Below are 18521 nucleotides of genomic sequence, written 5' to 3'. Positions count from 1 at the left end.
ATCAGAACTCCATATACATAAATCCGATTACCTGCTCAGAGAGTCCGTAGACTCCGTAAACAAGAAGAAGAATCAGTAAAACAAAGAACACTGAAAGTCTTGCAGGAAGTGCCATATCCATCAGAATTTCAGGGAAATCCTTACTCTTTTTACTAGCTAAGACATCCATTACGATCATCACGATAACTCCGATGATCATGATCCAGAGCTGATAATTACTCATCTGGATAAATTCCATCTCCTCGCCCCAGCTCATGCTGATGCCGCTTCCAAGGAACATGTTTCTCACATATCTGATCGCTCTGCTAAGGCTCTCTGATCCGAAGAGTACCCAGGCAATTGATACACTTATGAAAACCAGAACGCGTCTTACTATCTGCATGATCTTTGTATCAAAAACATGGAGCTTTTCAAGGATGTTATCAACAACTGACAAAAAGCCGTGCATCAGTCCCCATGCCACGAAATTCAGACCGTTTCCGTGCCAGAGTCCGCATACAAAGAAAACTATCACGGTGTTAAGGTGCTTTCTGAAGGCTCCCTTTCTGTTTCCGCCAAGCGGAATGTAGATGTAATCCCTAAGCCAGTTACTTAAGGAAATATGCCATCTTCTCCAGAAATCTGACATACTCTTAGCTGTGTAGGGTGCCTTGAAATTTTGTGTGAGCTTTATTCCAAATAAAAGTGCAATTCCTATCGCTATTGAGGAATAGCCCGCAAAGTCAGTATAAATCTGCAGGGTGTACATAAGACTTCCTGCGATAAGCGCCTTTGCAGAATGATAGTCAGGGTTCTCCAGCAGTATTGATGTGTACTGTGCAAATCTGTTTGCCAGAATCAGCTTCATGGAAAATCCGTAAAGAATGTATGCAAAGCTTCTGTTCAAGTTCTCCTCATTAAGGAATTTTCCGGTAGTAGAAGCTTCTTTTTGTGAAAAGAAATTCTCTCCTCTCTCAATCGGTCCGCTTATGAATTTTGCAAAGAAGGACTGATAAAGTAAGAAGTCAATGACTGACGGAAAATGCTCCATTTTTCCCTTGCGAACATCAACAAGAAAGCTTATGGACTGGAAAATATAATAGGAAAAACCAATCGGAAGAACAGCCATCGACATAAAAGAAGGGAGCTGATCTCTTGCCCTGAGGAAATCCCCAAGCTTAAGAAAACATAAAGAAAATGCGCAGGCAAGAACACCGAAAAACGTAAGAATTCCGGCCAGCTTCGCCTGCGTATCAATGAATTTGTGAATCAGAAATCCGATGGCATATGTAAATACAGCCACCGCAAACATGATAATAAAAGCCATTCTGCTAAGGATAATTATGTATCCAAAGCTCGCACCCATAAGTACGAAATTCCTGTACTTCGGCGCGGAAATATAGAACGCTACAAGCGTCACCACAAGGTATATAAGTGTCGTAAACTCAAATGTCATGCTTTACTCCCCATAAGCTGTGTAATGATGAAATTATAACACAGATGAGCGGGGAAATGGCATTTTAACCCACAATACCTTTAATAGTCTCCCAATCAAAGCAGCGCCTGAAGCCTTCTCTCGGAAGCTCAGCTTCATGATTCCAGGGGCGATCGTACACCAGCACCTTAAGCTCCGGCAAATGCTCAAAGAACTTGAACGCCAGCGGTGAATCCTCTATAGCATAGTCAAAATGCATCTTGTAATAATCCTCAAGCTCTAAGTTGAAATCACTATTCTTAATGAAGCTATCTCTTCCATACTTATTGAGGCAGTACAGCTTAACACGCTCAAGACCGTGCTGATCAAGCCATTTTCTTGATGCTTCGTAGGCACTGCTGGGTCGGCCTGTAATTATTGATACCTCATGACCTTCATCAAGCCAGCTGTTGATAGCCTTGGATGCTCCCGGTGTCTCCTCCAGCTCCAGAAGCGCCTCCGGTGTGTGTCCCAGGATCATCATCTTCTCGTACTGCTCATCTGTCAGATCGTAGGATCTCTTCAAATCAAAATATTTCACATCCTCGTATGGTACCTTTTTATCAAAAAGCTCTTCCACAAGGCTACAGAAGTGCTTCGCGGTCTCACAGAGGCAATCATCAAAATCAATATAAATCTTCATCGGTATACTCTCCTCGTTTTTCGTACCATACAAATATACCGCGTTTGTGGGAAGAAATAAATGGGAGGTTTGTGGGGCTTTCTGGATTTTCAGACTATAGCCCCGTGGATTTTCTGAATTTTGACTGAGGACTGTGGGGCTGGGGGCTGTGGGCTGGGGGCTGTGGCTGGGGGCTGTGGGCTGTGGCTGGGGGCTGTGGGCTGTGGGCTGGGGGCTGTGGGCCGAGGCATTTTACGTCAGTTTTGTCTTTTTTGGCTTTCCGGACTACCGTATTGCCTCAAAAGTTATCGTTATATCGTTTGTGTTACGCCTATTACCTGATTTTTGACTCTTCCGGATGAATTTTTACCCCTTTATTTTTCTTATTCATTTTTCTCAGAAGATTTTTCATCAAAAAGTTCAACCTATTGGTCTTTATAGTCAAAACAGACGTAATTGCTCTCTGAAAAGTATTTGAAATATCATAACCCGTTACGCCTGTATCATCATTTTATCTACGGCAGACGTAATATCTCCAAAGCTTTCTCCACATCCGCATCAGTAAGTCCACACTCTGGATCAGTCATAACCTGGTACTTGGCAATTTCATCATTATGAAGCTCAAGGTCATCAATAACTACCCATCTTTCCGTCTCCGGATGATTCTTAAGCCACATCAAAATTTCATCTGCTTTAACCTTGCTGAATTTCTTAGTTTTCCTAATTTCTTCAGTTGTAAGGTCAGGAGTCATTCCCGCAACTTCCATTCCCTCGTTGCCTAAAAGAGATGCCAGATACCCCGCTTCCGGACGAAGTGGCTTTAAGTCATCTCCAAACCAGAATCTCCAACCTGAATGCAGAATAATAGAAGCTTCCGCCCTTTCCACAAGTTTCGACAGAAGTTTCACTTTTTCGACATCTATATATTTTCCATCGCTGATTTCTCTCTGGTGATCTGCATTCCAGAAATTTGAATTAAGAACCCCATCAATATCTAAAAATATTACTTTCTCCATTCTTTGATCCCCCCAATTATCCCTTAACCATCAAGCCTATCCAAATCCTCGTCTATTCTTGCTTCCAATTCTTCCAGCTTTTCCCCAAAATATCTTCAATGATTTCCCCACGTTTTTTTATCCCACGTTTTTTACATAGTCCATATACTCCAGCAGTGCTGTATACTCCCTAAGATATGACCCTCTCTTTTCTTCGCTTGTCGCCGCGTACTCCTGGTGCTTTGAGAAAATATCTATGGCATCCTCCAGCGGAATCCACTCCGGCTGTATGCCACGCTCAATCTCCGCTTCCGTAGGCTTCATCTGGCCCTGACCCACAACCTCACAAATGAAATAATAGCCGCCGTATCTGTATTCCTCATAGTACTCGTACATCTGAAGAAACCTTTGAACAGGTCGCACTATCACACCGGTCTCTTCCTCAACCTCCCTGATGCAGCACTCTTCGGGTGTCTCGCCCTCTTCCATGCCGCCACCGGGTATCAGCCACCAACCGGAATTCAATTCATGTGTAAGAAGGATTTTTCCATCCTCAATAATCACAGCGCGACAGCCATCACGGGTTTTGGTGAAGGTTTCAAATCTATTATCCCCTAATATTTCCACCTTTTTCATCATCCAATACTCCCTTTAATCACCAAACTTTTTTTCATACTCAGTTCTTAATCTCAACCATTTTTCTTATTCCATTTGGAATGATCTCGAAGCCAAGCTTTTCATAAAAAGGCTCCTTTCCCCTGGCCGAAACGCCGCCAATAGTAGTGAATCTTCCTGTATACGAATTCTTAACAGCATAGGAACACAGATATTCTACAATCTGTGTCCCTACGCCCCTCTTCTGATATTCAGGTAAAACTATAACTTCCTGCAGGTACCAGTACATGGCGCCATCACCCACAAGTCTTCCCATTCCAATAAGCTCTCCATTATACATTGCTGAAACATTAACGAGTCCGCCTTCAAGCGCTCTTCTGGCATGCTCTATCGGAATATCCGCAAACGACGTAGCGTTGCGCAATCTCACGAAATCTTCCGGACTTAATATGTTCTCAACAAGTTCAACCTTTAAGCTCATTGTTTCTCCCCAAAATCACTTTTCCCATCAAACAACAATTTCAGATCAGTTTTTCAAACTCCATAAAAGTTTCTTCTTTGCTCAAGCTCTTAAGCTGTCCCAGCATAAACTGCAATTTTCCATCGATCCACTTCCTGGTATAGGTGTGCATGTTGCCTGCAGCCTTTTCTCCGAAGCTTCGGATGATTTCTTCCGGATCCTTTTCATTAACCTTCTGGCACATCTTCACATATTCATCTATTACGGATAGAAGCTTTTTCCAGTTCTCTGCTGCCTTGACCGGCTCATCATTTCTTAAATATGCAGCAACCAGGAACTTATAGGTCTCCCGATAAAAGCCCTGACAATGCGGTTTCATCTTTTCATTTTCCATGAATTTGTCCATTATGGAAATTCCCCAAAGACAGTTCTCCTCTACTTCTTTTAGCGGACTGACCCACATCATAGATTCTGCCGTATAAACAATATGCTTATTTATAACTCGTATAAAATCCTGGTAATTGTCCCTTATCTGGGCCTTCCATTTTTCCTTGCCAGCATCAGTGCTTATGTCGATGTAATATGGAAGAAGTGTCTCCTGAAGCATGTTGTTGCTTACTGAAGGTAGCGCTTCAATATGCTGCCGGCCTTTTTCCCAATCCGAAGTATGCCAGCAAAGCCAGGCAAGAGCATAATAGCATTCATCAGAAAGCTTCTTGCTGTCCGAATACCTGATAACCTGCATGGCTCTGTTTTCAGCAGTTCTGACTATCTGCTTCCACTTCTTGTTATCGTCCTTAAGCAAGCCCTCGTAGTATGAATTATTAGGATTAACAAAACGGCTCATGTGAGCGATCGCCTGCACATAGCGGGTCATAATCCCATAATTGAAAATGTTCTCTTCACACTGCTGATCCAGATATTCTGCAGCATTTAAAGCTCCCTCGGCCTGTTCTCCGCTATCCCTGAGTTCGTCCGCTTTCCTATTCACTTCCTCAGCGAGCTTCACATCATAGTTATCCTGATTAAATCCAAAAAGTGCATCTGTTGATACATTCAAGGCTTGCGCCAGAGGAATAACCTGCGTGATATCAGGAAGGCCTGAGCCGCTTTCCCATTTGCTGACAGCCTGGCTGGTAACACCAAGAACTCCCGCCAGTTCCTCCTGGGTTATACCTAAATCACGTCGATATTTTTTTATATTATTACCTAATGTCATACAATCCACCTCTTTATTTGTATTTCATAGATGCATCTTTGATAAATCCACTATATCAGACACCGAGGTGGTATCCTAACAATTCGTTTTTGGATAAAAATCAACTTGGCGTTGATAAATATGCGTGTGTTGTTATGTTTTCCGTCTTCCAATATGGCAGAGATGACGCATTACATGGATCAAAAATATAATCTTCAGTTTTCATCAAAATGCTCCAAAAATCGTTGTATATCTTCTAAGGTATTCTCTTTTTAAGCAATACGCTAATCCGTAATATGCTAATGATATCACAGCGCCTATACGAAAAAAATCTCTACGCAAGCATTTTTCGTGCCTTTGTAGAGATTTTTGTATGTCCGGATTACATAATATTTCAAAATATCCGTCTATAATTACTTATCCAAATAATAAAAAGCTTCTATCGCTTTTCCGATATAATTCGCAGACCCTTCACCATAAACAGAATCCACACCCTTTGCCAGCGCTTCATCTTCCTGATAACCCTTGGCCAGATCAAGTAAAAGCGCCTTTGCATCCTTAACCTGATAGAGCTGTTTTGCAACAAAATCGTACTCGCCTATCAGCTGTCGGACTTCAAAGGTGTTAACATCCGTCCCCTTCTTGGCAGCGATTCTCTTCTGAATATCATCCATCCTCTTTTGATATGCAGCAAACACCTCTGACTTAGGCTGATTCTTCACAGTCTCCTTAACTGAATCCTTATCACCATACCATTCGACCATCTTAGCAAAGTTTTTCTGAACCTTCTCATCGGAAGCACTATCCATCATGTGCTTTTCCCACTCCTTAAGGCTCCCATAATAATCAATTAAAATCTTCTTCCGTGACTCATTCATGTTACGACACATTTCTATAACCATGCCATGTATTTCTGCCTCATCAAATATCGCAAAGTCCATATCAAGATCTCCTTTCAACATATCATCTATGCTGGCGATTATGCGCTCTATCTTCTGCTTTTTAAGAAGTAGCATTTCGCGCTGTTTTGCCAGAATCGTGTTGCTATCAAGATCCGGATTATCCATTATGAGCTTAATGTCAGCAAGCGGCAGTTCAAGCTCACGGAAAACAAGAATCTGTCCCAGTTTTTCGATGGCCTTATCGTCATAAAGCCTGTATCCTGCTTCAGTTACTTCGGTGGGTTTGAAAAGCCCGATCTCATCGTAGTAATGAAGCGTGCGCACAGAGATACCCGTGATCTTTGAAACTTCCTTTACTGCTTTCATGATGGCGTTCCTCCTGTCTCTTGATATAAGAAATCTTAGGCCCTAACGTAACGTGAGAGTCAATAGAGATTTTATCACTAACGATTTTATCACAAAAAAAATAAATTTTTTTGACGCCTTAGTTAATCTTTTGTTTATAAAGACTTCTCTCGGTTTTTACACGATATTTTTATCATGCAGTTAACCATATTGCAACTATCGAAATAGGCAAAATCCCCATTCTATGCACTTTTTACATTTCTATTTCAACAATATTATTCATATGTCGCTGAAGAATCTGTAGCTGACACTCCGATATTGTCAGACACTTCTCCTGTCTCACGTACATCACAAAACAAGCCACCTGTGATGAGTATTCTATCACAATTTGCTACGTCTATTTCTCCTGATATTCCAAACTGGATGAACTGCATTATCATTCCATAAATGACTGTCAGTCTATGCCCAACAATTCAACCATTCCGGTTCATCTGCGGATATAACTTTCTTGTGACCGTTACGTCTATTCGCGAACAAGTTCTCACACAGGTTGAAGGATTCTTATACCCTCAGCTTATCATTTCAGTCTATATGAATTATTCTCATATACTGATTGCACTGAAAATATGCAAGCTAAATCGTCATTACGCCTATTGCTCCTTTATCATTTCACCGACGTAAATGATATTTGCCACCATGTTTCAGCATTCAGTCTATATATCTAAATTTCCCACTCCTGGTTGAGCTGCGAGAACAACCTCTATATAGTCGTTACGTCTACTCGCGAACAAATCTTTCCATAGATCCAACTGCGGGAGCAACACCCAGCTATCCGTTACGTCTACTCGCGAGCAAATTATCTTACAGGTTGAATGAACAAAAAATCCCCCAAGACCAGATAACTCCAATCTCAAGGGACTACAACATCTAAAACAACAAAAATATGACACACAGTAACACAAAAACCTCAGATAAAATCTGAGGTTTTTATCGAGCTGGCAACGGGAATCGGATAATAGCCAGTTACGAAAACCCGCATGGAAAGGAGGACGCTAATCGTCCAGGGGACGATTGCTCAGCGCCGACCGAAGCGGAGCGTAGAATTTCGGTGCTCTCTTTTATAAAAAAGACCACTTTAAAGACCACTTTTAATTCGCCTTCATTACTTAGCTGGAATAAAAATTCGCTTGGAATTAATATAATCCTCAACATTCCTTTTTGCCTTAAGCAGTTTTTCTACCAACCCTTCAGGTGGATCCTGCATAAGTGCATATGACAATTCAACATCTGTTTTCGCCTGCATATATTCTGATCTACTATAAAGACCATTTGATGCTTCAAGGAAAGTCTTGTCATCAACAATAATATCTTCTATCACTTGTCCTGAATTATCTTCATCCAAACTATATCCCATATCCAATTTATCTAGTATTTCCCATCTTTCCTTTTCTGATGACATAAAATCACCTCTTTCTATTTTTATGAATCAGTTTAAATCCATATTCATCAGATAATTCTTTTGGATTACTAAGAAGTCTCATGACCTCCTGGTTTAATGCATCCTCAACCTGATAGCTTTTTATCCCTGAATTATTCTTAATAATTTCCGCCCTCATACGAACCATATGAGCGTATAGCCTGCGCCTTGACATCACATCCACATTATTATTTACAAGGATAAAGATATCTGAAGTGTTCCCAACGGCCAAAATGGCACTAATCGAATCATTTCCATAAAAAAGTCTTACATCCTGAAATGAAAAAATCTGGTTATTAGGATGATTATGTACAATAATCACACTGTTGAACGAAGAATTTCTTATGATGTCGTTAAAATATCTAGCCGAAGGATTCAACAATTCATTTAGTTCTATATGATGGTATGTACCATTTATTGTAGCTTGTGTTCCATTATCAGTATTATAGGAAATGGCCACTTCACCATATCTATACTTATTTATCTCTTTTGAAGACTCAGATAAGACATAACCGCATAGTCCTTTTACTAATTCATTGCACTCATCTGAGTCAAAACAATCAAAATCCGGTAACGAATCAATGTCATCTGGAATAATGATTTCATTTATTTTTATTTCCATGTTCTAACTCTTTCATATTTCTATTTATAATAATTATACCATAATGTCTCCCTCATAATTCTCCAATAGACACAAATAAAATTAGAGCATGCAATAATCACACGCCCAATTTTATATAAAAGACCACTTTCGGCTTAATAAAAGGGTCAATGGTTGCTTTAGATACGGTTTAAATGTACCTATTATTTCCTAAGTGATGAATTGTCATTGATAAGAAAATCTCTTACCATATCTATTCCACCCATACCAGAATCCACACCATCAAGATTAAGAACATCCTTCAGTCTATTATGGTTATTAAATTCAATTTTTCCTATAAGCCAGGATGAAAAATCAAATCTGTTAATCACTTCCTGTCTCATCTTATTCGCGTTTAGTTCTGTCATATAATCATTTGATGTTTTGAACTCCTTCAATTTCTCTTCTTCAGATAGTTCATCATTAGCCAGCAAATCGGAAATCCTAAGAAATTCTTCATCCATCAACTTATCATATTCATTCTTACTCTCAGCAGCCGCTACATATCGAGAGGACATCTCATCGACAGCTTCCTTATTTTTATCAATTAAATCGAAAGCTCTGTCAATCAGTTGCTCGTCTGCAGTTTTACCGGTTTCATCAAATTCTAATGCATTATCATCCTGATTCTCATCAGATTCAGTTTTTTTGCTCTCTTCATCTTCATCATCGACATCAAGGGTCTCTTTTAGTATGTCAATAATTCGCTGTTTTTCATTTTCATCCTGCTTAGCCTTTGCTATAAACTGTGCATTTTTATTGTGCTCATCCTCAAGTCCCTGCGCATCCAACTTTTTTTGCATATCGGCATACATATTAAGACGTGCCTCGAAGTTTTCCTTCAAACCTTTGAGAATAACTTCAAATTCATCTTTCGTGATAATATGTGTTTTATTATACACGTATCGTTCAGATGTAATCTTCTGAAGATTATCATTGATAAACTCTTTATCAACATCTGTCAGCTCTTCACCGCTTTCGATTTTGTTTGACAATCTGTCGGCCTCTCCGATTTGCTTCCAGGTCTCTTCAATATTGATCTTTATTTCCTTACGCTTATCTTCACGAAGTTTTTTAGCAAGTTCTCTACCATCTTTTGAAATATCCACAGTAGCAGACTTTTCTGCATCCATGATTGGCAAATCATTTTTCTTATGAGAACGTGACTTGGATTTAGAATCAGGAATTCCTACGATATGCTGCTTAATATTAGAATCCATTTTTATGGAAAGATTAGTTGCTTTAATGTTCATATCCCAATACCTCCGTGTAAGCGAGACATAATCATAGCCAACCTCCATGTTCGACTAAGATAGTGATAATGCTCCATTAAGGTTATCGGCAATAAATCTAATAACTTAACCCCTTCAAAATAAAATTTTCTGCTCGCCCACGCTTCCGCGTCAGCTATTGGATTATCTGTTTTAATCATCCTCAGTTCCTCCCTATATCAATCAAGTCGATAGATTTGTCAGACTTAAGAATTGCCTTAATCATCGGTAAGTACTCATCAATTTTGACGTATGTGCTATTGGAAGATGGAAAAGCTCATCAGTCATGAAAAAAGTATATGACAACACTTTGGACTCTTCCAGAAAGAAACACACTCACTTGTCGAATAAATATCTCGAGGATAATTTTAAGCCGTCTCAGGAAGCATAATTTCGTGTCAACTTTTATAGTTAAATAATGATTTTTCAGAGTTAAAAAGTGATTTTAAATATCATTTATTAACGCTAAAAAAGCCAGTAAACAAGCGACTTCAAACTACTTTTCGCTCATCTACTAGCTTTTATCAATTCGAGCTGGCAACGGGAATCGGACCCGTGACCTCCGCACTACCAATGCGACGCACTACCGACTGTGCTATGCCAGCAATCCGCGACCTATGTAAGTCACGAAAGATATTGTAGCAAGCACAAACTCTATTGTCAACACAATATTTAAACATCGACTCATCCTATAGTAATGAATAATTAATCTCAGATTTTATTATCTTTTCAGAAAGTTTATAGGATGATTATAGCTTTAAGCACCCTCAAAATATATGATATTAGTATAGCAATAAATAACAGAAATACGATTATTCCTGTTAGGATTCAATATAAACGTAAATGATTTTGTATAAAACATTATGTTAAAGCAAATCAAGACAGCTTTTATAACAATTATATTATTCTCGCTGGTTCTGTCAGGTTGCGAACCGCAGCCTCATGTAACGGAGCAGACTACTGAGGAAACTGAGGAGACCACAATTGTTGATACCCATTCTAATGATGGGCGTACAGTTGTGGGTATTTCCATGCCCGATGTTCTGCTTGAGCGCTGGAATCGCGACGGAGCCTTCCTAAAAGAGCAGTTTGCAAACGATGGCTGCGAGGTAATTCTGCGCTTTGCCAACAATCTGATAGATACCCAGATAAACGACATCAGAGATATGATATCCGGCGGTGCTGACGTTCTCGTAATCACAGCCGTGGACGGCGCCGCACTCACTAAGGTTCTTAATGAAGCCAGAGCAGCCAACGTAAAGATCATAGCCTACGACAGGCTCATCATGGAAACTGATGCCGTGGATTACTATGTCTCTTTTGACAATTATCAGGTTGGAGTTCTTCAGGCCAATTACGTCATCGGAGCTCTTCTTATGGTAAACTCCGATAAAATTTACAACATTGAATTTATTTCAGGAGACCCTGTAGATAATAATGCAAGATATTTTTATAAGGGAGCGATGGACACTCTTGATCCCTTCCTTGAAATGAACAAGATAAGGATTCTCTCTACCCAATCAGGCTTCTATGAGACCTCTACCGCACAGTGGTCCACAGATATCGCACAGCAAAGGCTTCAGATCATATTGAATTCCTATTATCCTAAGGGAACAAGATTAGACGCTGTTCTTTGTGCCAATGATTCAACAGCCCTCGGCGCAGCGAAGGCCATTGAGGCAGATTATTCCGGAACCAATCATGTAGTATTAACAGGTCAGGATGCGGATATCGCAAATATATACAATATTATAAACGGAACACAGGACATGACAGTTTACAAGGCTCTTGATCAGGAGGCTGTTGTTACTGTTGCCCTTTGTTCGTCCATTTTAGATGGCAACACCCCCGCCGAGGATCTGATAGAAGCAGCCAATTTCAGCTTTGACTGCTCCTACGATACCACCACCTACGACAACGGCGTCAAGGCAGTGCCCTCTTATCTGTTAAAGCCTATCACTATCAATTATCAGAATCTTGAAAAAGAATTATTTGTCACAGGATATTATCAGAGAAACAGCTCAGGACTGATTTATGCTACCAAATAAGGTATAACCGTTTCTTCCATTTGCCTTAGTCTCATAGAGGGCTGTATCTGCACATTCTATCAGCTTTCCAGCATCATTGGTATCCTCAGGATATGTCGCGCATCCGATACTTACCGTGAGTGAAATGTCACCTGCGGAAGTCTTAAATACGCCCTTAACATTCTTAATGATATCTTCGCAGATCTTTTTACCCTTTTCAGGAGTCGCTGCCGTAAACAGTCCACAGAATTCATCTCCGCCAAGTCTTGCAAAGGTCACATCTTTTCCCGAAAGCTTCTTAAGCCTCTCACCAACACCGATTATTATCTCATCTCCAACCTTATGCCCATATGTGTCATTGATAAGCTTAAAGCGATCCACATCCAGCATTATCAGCCCATAAGGTGCAAGTGATGTAATGGCCTGATTTATATCCTCCATGATCTTCTTTCTGTTGGGCATCTGAGTCAAAAAGTCAGTTCGGATAATCTTCTTTCTGCGTATATTTGTAGCATAGAGAATCCCTATAATAGCCACCAGCAAAATCAGAATGATAATGACCAGATTACTGATAAGTGTATTTTCGCGATAGAATTTTGCCAGGTTCTCGTGCTCATTTATGACAACCGAGCCCTTGGGCAGCTGGGAATATACAATTCCGAATTTATCCATGCAGTCCTGGTCAAAATAGGGAGTTGAAACGGTGGTGCTTTTAAGCGGAATAGCATCCGCAGGCTCTCCTAGAAGTATTCTCCTTGCTACATCACCGGCTATTTCTCCGGCATTATAGTATGAATAAGATATTCCGCCAAATACACCATGCCCTACATCCGTTGACGTAAGCCTGAAAATCGGAACATTAGGCGCATAGGCTGACAGAAAATCCGAGGCATGCTTCAGGGAATAGTTCTTTTTCTCACCATCAACAGAGAAATCAAGGAACAGAATAATGTCGTCTCCATCCAGCCCCCCAAGGACCTCCTCAAGACCTGTTGCCGTGTAGTATGAGGTATTTATAACCGTGCTGTTTATCTCGGGATGATTGTCCCTGAATTTCATAAACTCCACATAGTCACCCTGACCGGCGACAGAGGAATCCACCACGACATTCAGATGAGTCCTCATGGGGAAAAGATCCTTCATCAGAGCGTAATTACTCTCAAAGTCAGGTGACTCAGCGATACCTGTCGCATTGCTCATAGCAGAGGCAGTGATAGCCTCCGTCATATTGTTTACGCCCATGAACACCAGCGGAACATCAGGGAAAAGCTCCTCCCTGTTATTAATGGCATATCTAAGCGCAGAATCATCCGCAACCACGATAAGATCATAGGCTCTTACTGAAAAAATCTTATATTTTACAAATCTGTCGAAATTCTGGATATCAAGACTGCCATAATATTTATCGGAATCCATAAATTCATAGCTGATATCCACATTGACGCCCTCGATTCCCTTCTCAAACCCACTGAGCTGATCGGGAACCGCAGCGTTAGAAAAACCATACGAAGATATAAAAAGCACGCGAAATTGCCGCTCTAAGCTATCCTCCGCATTAGCCCATAATACGGAAGAAAACAAAATACAAACTGCAAAATATACAATTAAAATGCTATTCCGCAAAGTTTTCATAATACGATTTTAAACCTTAAAAGGCGCTGCAACAATAGTCTGCAAATCGTTTAATTATATATTTATAATCATATAATTTTTATTTTAATAAATGTACCAATTACATAAGTTCTGTAAGCAGATGGCGATAGATATCCGAGTTCTTTTTCTTCCAGTTATCACACATGGAAATGGCCGCTTCCTCTGTCCAGGCAGGGATAGAAATGTCGATAAGACTGCTCTCTCCCTCTGTCGCAGACAGGTAGACCGTGTACTCGTTTTCACCGGTCTTTTTATAAAAAGCGCCTATCGAGGTCTCATCACGCATCTTAAGGCCGTTTTCCTTAAAGAACTCATCTATCTCTTCCTTTATGGAAGGATTTATCCTGTTTCCGAAGAAATCCAGAGTCTCGGAGCCCGCATCTGTCATCTTAAGGTATGTTCTGTTGCCTTCGTTTTTCTCAGTTATAAGATCTGAATCTGCAAGCTCGCTGAAAACCTCCTGAAGAGTCAGGAAATTCGTGTATTCTTTTTCCAAAATAAAATCATATATCTGTGCCTTACTAAGGCGCCCTTCGGATTTTCTGAGCATGTAAAGCACTATCATTTTATATAAAGTAAGGTATTGTGAACTCATAAAAACCTCTTGATAATTAAAAGTTTACCCCCACAATTGATCTTGCAAAAGAAATATACTCCTCTCGCTTATCCGTGTCCATATATTTAAACACATCATAAGAATATTTATGTCCGCCGCCTGTGGTACAAAGTCCCATGGCGAGACCATCATGAGCAATCTCCTCAGGCGCATCGGTCTGTCTGGAAAACATGATGGCATGAAGGCTGCTGTTTGCCGCAACCTTGCTGTAGGCATAGGCAATAGCCGCTGCCTGAAGCGTATCACCCTTAGATGAAGTATACCCGACTTCACTTAAGATGATGGATCTGACATTCCCATTATAAAGCATAGCCTCACTGTTCATGTAATCAGTGAGAACCTTTATATTTTTCATAGTAATAAAAGATGTATCCGCAGAATCTGTCACAAGCTTGTGCCCATTCCAGAAATCCACGTTGTACAGCGGCACTGTGTAAGGGTGCTGGGCAAGTCCCCAGCCGATATCACCATAGCTCCTAAGGGATGAAGCAAAAGTATCCAGCATATCCCTTCCGTCATAATCTGGATTGCCCTTCATATTTCTATCCCACTGCTGATCCAGGGAAATGTACACATGTGCTCCTGAGTTTGTGCTTTTTATCGCATTATAGAAAACTCTGAAGGCTCTTGCATAGGCTGCCGTGTAGGTGGAAAGGTCTGTCTGAGCCATGTAGTTCCACTCTTTTCTTGCATTGACCTCATTGCCGATTATCCACATGGCAACGTTGCCGTGACCTGATCCTGAGTATCTGTTTGCAAGGAATGACCCTATAGCCGCAACTGCGTTCACACCGCTCTCATCCGTTGCATTGAACATATAGTAAGGGGCTGTGGAGCCTCCTCTTGCATCTGGATGAGTCACCTCAGGAAAAGTGGATGGCGATACATCATTTAATATGATCGCAGCAATATCCACGCCCATTGAGTTCAGATTGGTGAAAAGATAATCGTATTCCTGAATTATCCTTCCGTTGAAATAATATGTAACTCCGTTGTAGTTATATGCAATTGAGCCATCTCCGCTTGTGGCAAGAAGCCTGTTCAGCGGAATATTGTAGGTCGCATAGTTGACGCCAAGGTCCCCAACCTCATGAAGCCTTGAGGGATCAACAAGAAGTCCCTTCTTGGAGCTCTGCTGCATTCCGCTGTAATTATAGGATGCAACCGCCTCGGGATTGGTGATGTAGCTTGCATGGGACACACTTTTATATTCGTCATCCTTCATCACCGCAACGATGAACTTCCTGTAAAGTCTTGATCCTGCCTCACCCTTTTTAACACCGGCGCGAAGCTTTATCTCGGTATTTTTATAGGTTCTCGCGATGGGCTCTGCATCTGCATCAAAATCATCCTCATAGGTTGCCGCATCAAAAAGATAATAGTACTTATCATCTGAAGCCGGGATCGCCTCCGCAGACGCGATGACCTCCACCTGACCGCTTTCACCGATCACACATTCATCGAGGCTCACATAGTCAGTAAGCTCCTCGTCTGGCACATCCACCGTGGCAGGTCTCTCATCCAGAGCCTTCTTAACCCTGTCACCTGAATCTATGATGGCCTTTAATGCATCATCGTCCAGGTAGCTCTTTTCCTTGGGAGTCTCTGCTTTATCTTCCTTAGGATTTTCCTCAGATACCACCTGCGGCTTTTTATTTTTATTATCAAAAACTCCTGATACACAGCATACCGCCACCACTAAAGAAAGCACTGCCACAATGCTGCAAACAATGCCTATTACTTTAGGTCTGGCTAATACCATATCCTTTAAAGATTCAAAAATAGCCTTAATTTTTTTCAAAAACGAATTAATAATTAATCCTCCTGCTTCTTAGCCTGTTCCTTGAGGAACTTCATATGCTCCTTAATCTTCACCTCATAACCGTTGCCCGAAGGGCTGTAGAACTCTTTGCCATTGAGCTCATAGGGCAGATACTGCTGCTCCACATAGTTATTCGGATAGTCGTGAGCATATTTATACCCTATTCCGTGTCCAAGCTTTGCAGCGGACTTATAATGTGCATCCTGAAGGTGCGTAGGAATGGGAAGATTGCCTGTATTTTTCACTGTATCCATAGCGCTGAAAATCGCCTCCACTGCTGCGTTACTCTTAGGCGCAGTTGCTATATAACTGGCTGCCTGTGAGAGATTGATCTGACACTCCGGCATACCTATCCTCTCTGTTGCAAGAAAAGCAGCCACCGCCACCTGAAGTGCCTGAGGGTCAGCATTTCCGACATCCTCAGAGGCACAGATAACCATTCTCCTTGCGATGAACTTCGGATCCTCTCCGGCATTGAGCATTCTTGCAAGATAGTAAACAGCCGCATCGGGGTCAGAGCCTCTCATACTTTTTATAAAGGCCGAAATCGTATCGTAGTGATTGTCGCCGTCCTTATCATATCTGGCTACTCTCTTCTGTATGCATTCCTCCGCAACCTCTCTTGTGATGTGGATCTTGCCGTCTTCACTTCTATCTGTGGTCATAACGCCAAGCTCAATGGCATTAAGGGCATGTCTGGCATCTCCACCTGCTATATCAGCCAGAAACTCCTCTGCATCAGGCTCCAAAACCGCGTCATAGGAGCCCATTCCGTTAACAGTATCGGTTATGGCTCTTCTCATCAGAGTCTTCACATCCTCTACTGATAGCGGCTTAAGCTCGAAGATAACTGATCTTGAAATAAGAGCGCCGTTGACCTCAAAATAGGGATTCTCCGTGGTGGCTCCGATCAGGATAACAGTGCCATCCTCAACAAATGGCAAAAGATAATCCTGCTGCCCCTTGTTGAAACGGTGTATCTCGTCTATAAAAAGGATTGTCTTTCTTCCGTAGCCGCCAAGATTCTGCTTTGCCTTGGCAACCACTTCCTCCATGTCCTTTTTTCCTGCAACTGTGGCATTAAGCTGTGTAAAATCCGCCTTGGTTGTATTGGCGATAACTTTAGCCAGTGTAGTTTTACCGGTTCCTGGCGGGCCGTACAGTATAATTGAGCTGATCTTGTCAGCCTTTATGGCACGATAAAGGAGCTTGTCCTTACCAATGATATGCTGCTGCCCAACCACCTCATCGAGGGTCTTGGGGCGCATCCTTGCGGCAAGCGGTGACTCCGAACTCATGCTTTTTTCGCGTGCGTATTCAAATAAATCCATAGTGCATTTATTTTACATTAATTGAAAGAATTATTCCATTTAGACATTCAGATTTTTACGTTAATTTTATATCTTGATTTTTTCTCCGTTTGTTTTAATGTAGAAATAGCAAAAAAATTTTTATTTGGAGGACAATATGTTATACGGAGCACTAGAAGCCGGCGGAACCAAGATGGTTTGCGCAATCGGCAATGAAAACGGTGAAATTTTAGAGCAGGTAAAATTTCCTACAGAAACACCCGAAACCACAATGCCACAGATATTTGAGTATTTTAAGGGAAAAGATATCAAAGCCCTCGGCATTGCATGTTTTGGTCCTATCGATTTAAATGAAGATTCTGAGACCTATGGAAGCATAACCACAACTCCTAAGCTTGCATGGTCAGGCTACAACATCGTGAATGCAGCGAAGGAAGCGCTCGGCATTCCTGTTGGATTCGACACAGACGTTAACGGCTCACTCCTTGGTGAAATAACCTGGGGTTGTGCAAAGGGTCTTTCCGATGCGCTCTATCTCACAATCGGAACAGGCGTTGGCGGCGGCGTAATGTCTAACGGAAAGCTTCTTCACGGAATGCTTCATCCTGAACTCGGCCACCTCCTTCTTCCTATTGTAGAAGGCGATCCCGGAAAATGTGTATGCCCTTACCACAGGAACTGCTTAGAGGGTCTTGCATCCGGTCCTTCGCTGAAGGCCCGCTGGGGTGTAAGCGCTGATCAGCTCGTTGATAAAAAAGAAGTCTGGGAGATCGAGGCTGAGTATATTGCTACAGCGCTCGTTACCTACGTAGTAACCTTAAGCCCCAAGAAGATCATCCTCGGCGGAGGCGTAATGCATCAGGAACAGCTCTTCCCGATGATAAGAGCTAAGTTCAAGGAACTCCTTAATGGATATATCGTAACCAATGAGCTTGAAGATCTCGACAACTACATCGTTCCTGCAAGTCTCAATGATGACCAGGGAATCATGGGCGCAATCAAGCTTGCGATTGATGCGTGTAAGTAAAATTAAAGGGACATGACATTGTGTCATGTCCCTTTTTCCCTCATCCGTCAGCTTCGCTGACACCTTCCCCCAAGGGGGAAGGCTTTAT

Annotated in this window: 17 protein-coding genes and 1 tRNA gene; 2 read left to right on the top strand and 16 right to left on the bottom strand. The window is 41.5% G+C overall.

Annotation, left to right across the window (positions count from 1 at the left end; translation table 11 throughout):
* Window position 1: 1 nt before the first annotated feature.
* The 12 genes from G601_RS0108675 to G601_RS0108610 all read right to left on the bottom strand — a co-directional run bounded on the left by G601_RS0108675 (window position 2) and on the right by G601_RS0108610 (window position 10583).
* Window positions 2–1435, bottom strand: coding sequence for an MBOAT family O-acyltransferase (locus G601_RS0108675; protein ID WP_026665101.1), 1434 nt, complete (start codon window positions 1433–1435; stop codon window positions 2–4).
* 64 nt (window positions 1436–1499) lie between these two features.
* Window positions 1500–2096: a 5' nucleotidase, NT5C type gene (locus G601_RS0108670; protein WP_026665100.1), complete on the bottom strand. Its 597-nt coding sequence runs from the start codon at window positions 2094–2096 to the stop codon at window positions 1500–1502.
* A 494-nt stretch (window positions 2097–2590) separates the two neighbouring features.
* Window positions 2591–3091 carry an HAD domain-containing protein gene (locus G601_RS0108660; RefSeq protein WP_026665098.1) on the bottom strand — a complete coding sequence of 167 codons (501 nt, stop codon included), beginning with the start codon at window positions 3089–3091 and terminating at the stop codon, window positions 2591–2593.
* A 117-nt stretch (window positions 3092–3208) separates the two neighbouring features.
* Complete coding sequence (locus G601_RS24910; RefSeq protein ID WP_051205693.1) at window positions 3209–3709, bottom strand: NUDIX hydrolase; 501 nt, start codon at window positions 3707–3709, stop codon at window positions 3209–3211.
* A gap of 37 nt (window positions 3710–3746) precedes the next feature.
* A complete protein-coding gene (locus tag G601_RS0108650; protein ID WP_026665097.1) occupies window positions 3747–4166 on the bottom strand; it encodes a GNAT family N-acetyltransferase in 420 nt (139 codons plus the stop codon).
* A gap of 40 nt (window positions 4167–4206) precedes the next feature.
* Entirely contained in the window at window positions 4207–5364 is a 1158-nt protein-coding gene (locus tag G601_RS0108645) for a helix-turn-helix domain-containing protein (protein WP_026665096.1), read from the bottom strand.
* A gap of 392 nt (window positions 5365–5756) precedes the next feature.
* Entirely contained in the window at window positions 5757–6611 is an 855-nt protein-coding gene (locus G601_RS0108640; RefSeq protein ID WP_026665095.1) for a MerR family transcriptional regulator, read from the bottom strand.
* A gap of 254 nt (window positions 6612–6865) precedes the next feature.
* Entirely contained in the window at window positions 6866–7030 is a 165-nt protein-coding gene (locus G601_RS26090) for a hypothetical protein (RefSeq protein ID WP_207638034.1), read from the bottom strand.
* A gap of 722 nt (window positions 7031–7752) precedes the next feature.
* A complete protein-coding gene (locus G601_RS0108630; protein WP_022760917.1) occupies window positions 7753–8049 on the bottom strand; it encodes a hypothetical protein in 297 nt (98 codons plus the stop codon).
* A 4-nt stretch (window positions 8050–8053) separates the two neighbouring features.
* The gene (locus tag G601_RS0108625; RefSeq protein ID WP_026665094.1) at window positions 8054–8689 is read right to left on the bottom strand and encodes a hypothetical protein; all 636 of its coding nucleotides are present in this window, start codon (window positions 8687–8689) and stop codon (window positions 8054–8056) included.
* A gap of 182 nt (window positions 8690–8871) precedes the next feature.
* Complete coding sequence (locus G601_RS0108620; protein WP_026665093.1) at window positions 8872–9960, bottom strand: hypothetical protein; 1089 nt, start codon at window positions 9958–9960, stop codon at window positions 8872–8874.
* A gap of 550 nt (window positions 9961–10510) precedes the next feature.
* Window positions 10511–10583, bottom strand: a tRNA-Thr gene (locus G601_RS0108610).
* Between the two features lie 258 nt (window positions 10584–10841).
* Between G601_RS0108610 and G601_RS0108605 the strand changes: the two genes are divergently transcribed.
* Window positions 10842–12026 carry a substrate-binding domain-containing protein gene (locus tag G601_RS0108605; protein WP_051205692.1) on the top strand — a complete coding sequence of 395 codons (1185 nt, stop codon included), beginning with the start codon at window positions 10842–10844 and terminating at the stop codon, window positions 12024–12026.
* Here the strand turns inward: G601_RS0108605 and G601_RS0108600 are convergent.
* From G601_RS0108600 to G601_RS0108585, 4 genes are all read right to left on the bottom strand, one after another.
* On the bottom strand, window positions 12000–13529 hold the full coding sequence (locus G601_RS0108600; RefSeq protein WP_026665090.1) for a diguanylate cyclase domain-containing protein: 1530 nt from the start codon (window positions 13527–13529) through the stop codon (window positions 12000–12002). The genes G601_RS0108605 and G601_RS0108600 overlap by 27 nt on opposite strands.
* Before the next feature lie 208 nt (window positions 13530–13737).
* Window positions 13738–14253 carry a DUF4364 family protein gene (locus G601_RS0108595; RefSeq protein WP_026491255.1) on the bottom strand — a complete coding sequence of 172 codons (516 nt, stop codon included), beginning with the start codon at window positions 14251–14253 and terminating at the stop codon, window positions 13738–13740.
* Between the two features lie 16 nt (window positions 14254–14269).
* Window positions 14270–16075: a DUF5722 domain-containing protein gene (locus G601_RS22565; RefSeq protein ID WP_051205691.1), complete on the bottom strand. Its 1806-nt coding sequence runs from the start codon at window positions 16073–16075 to the stop codon at window positions 14270–14272.
* Between the two features lie 14 nt (window positions 16076–16089).
* A complete protein-coding gene (locus G601_RS0108585; protein ID WP_026491256.1) occupies window positions 16090–17427 on the bottom strand; it encodes a replication-associated recombination protein A in 1338 nt (445 codons plus the stop codon).
* 136 nt (window positions 17428–17563) lie between these two features.
* On the opposite strand from G601_RS0108585, the gene G601_RS0108580 reads away from it, so the two are divergent.
* Entirely contained in the window at window positions 17564–18433 is an 870-nt protein-coding gene (locus tag G601_RS0108580; RefSeq protein ID WP_026665089.1) for an ROK family protein, read from the top strand.
* The last annotated feature ends 88 nt before the right edge of the window (window positions 18434–18521 follow it).

The sequence above is a fragment of the Butyrivibrio sp. FC2001 genome (assembly GCF_000424125.1).
Taxonomy (GTDB): domain Bacteria; phylum Bacillota; class Clostridia; order Lachnospirales; family Lachnospiraceae; genus Butyrivibrio.
This window is presented reverse-complemented; position numbering and strand designations above follow the sequence as displayed.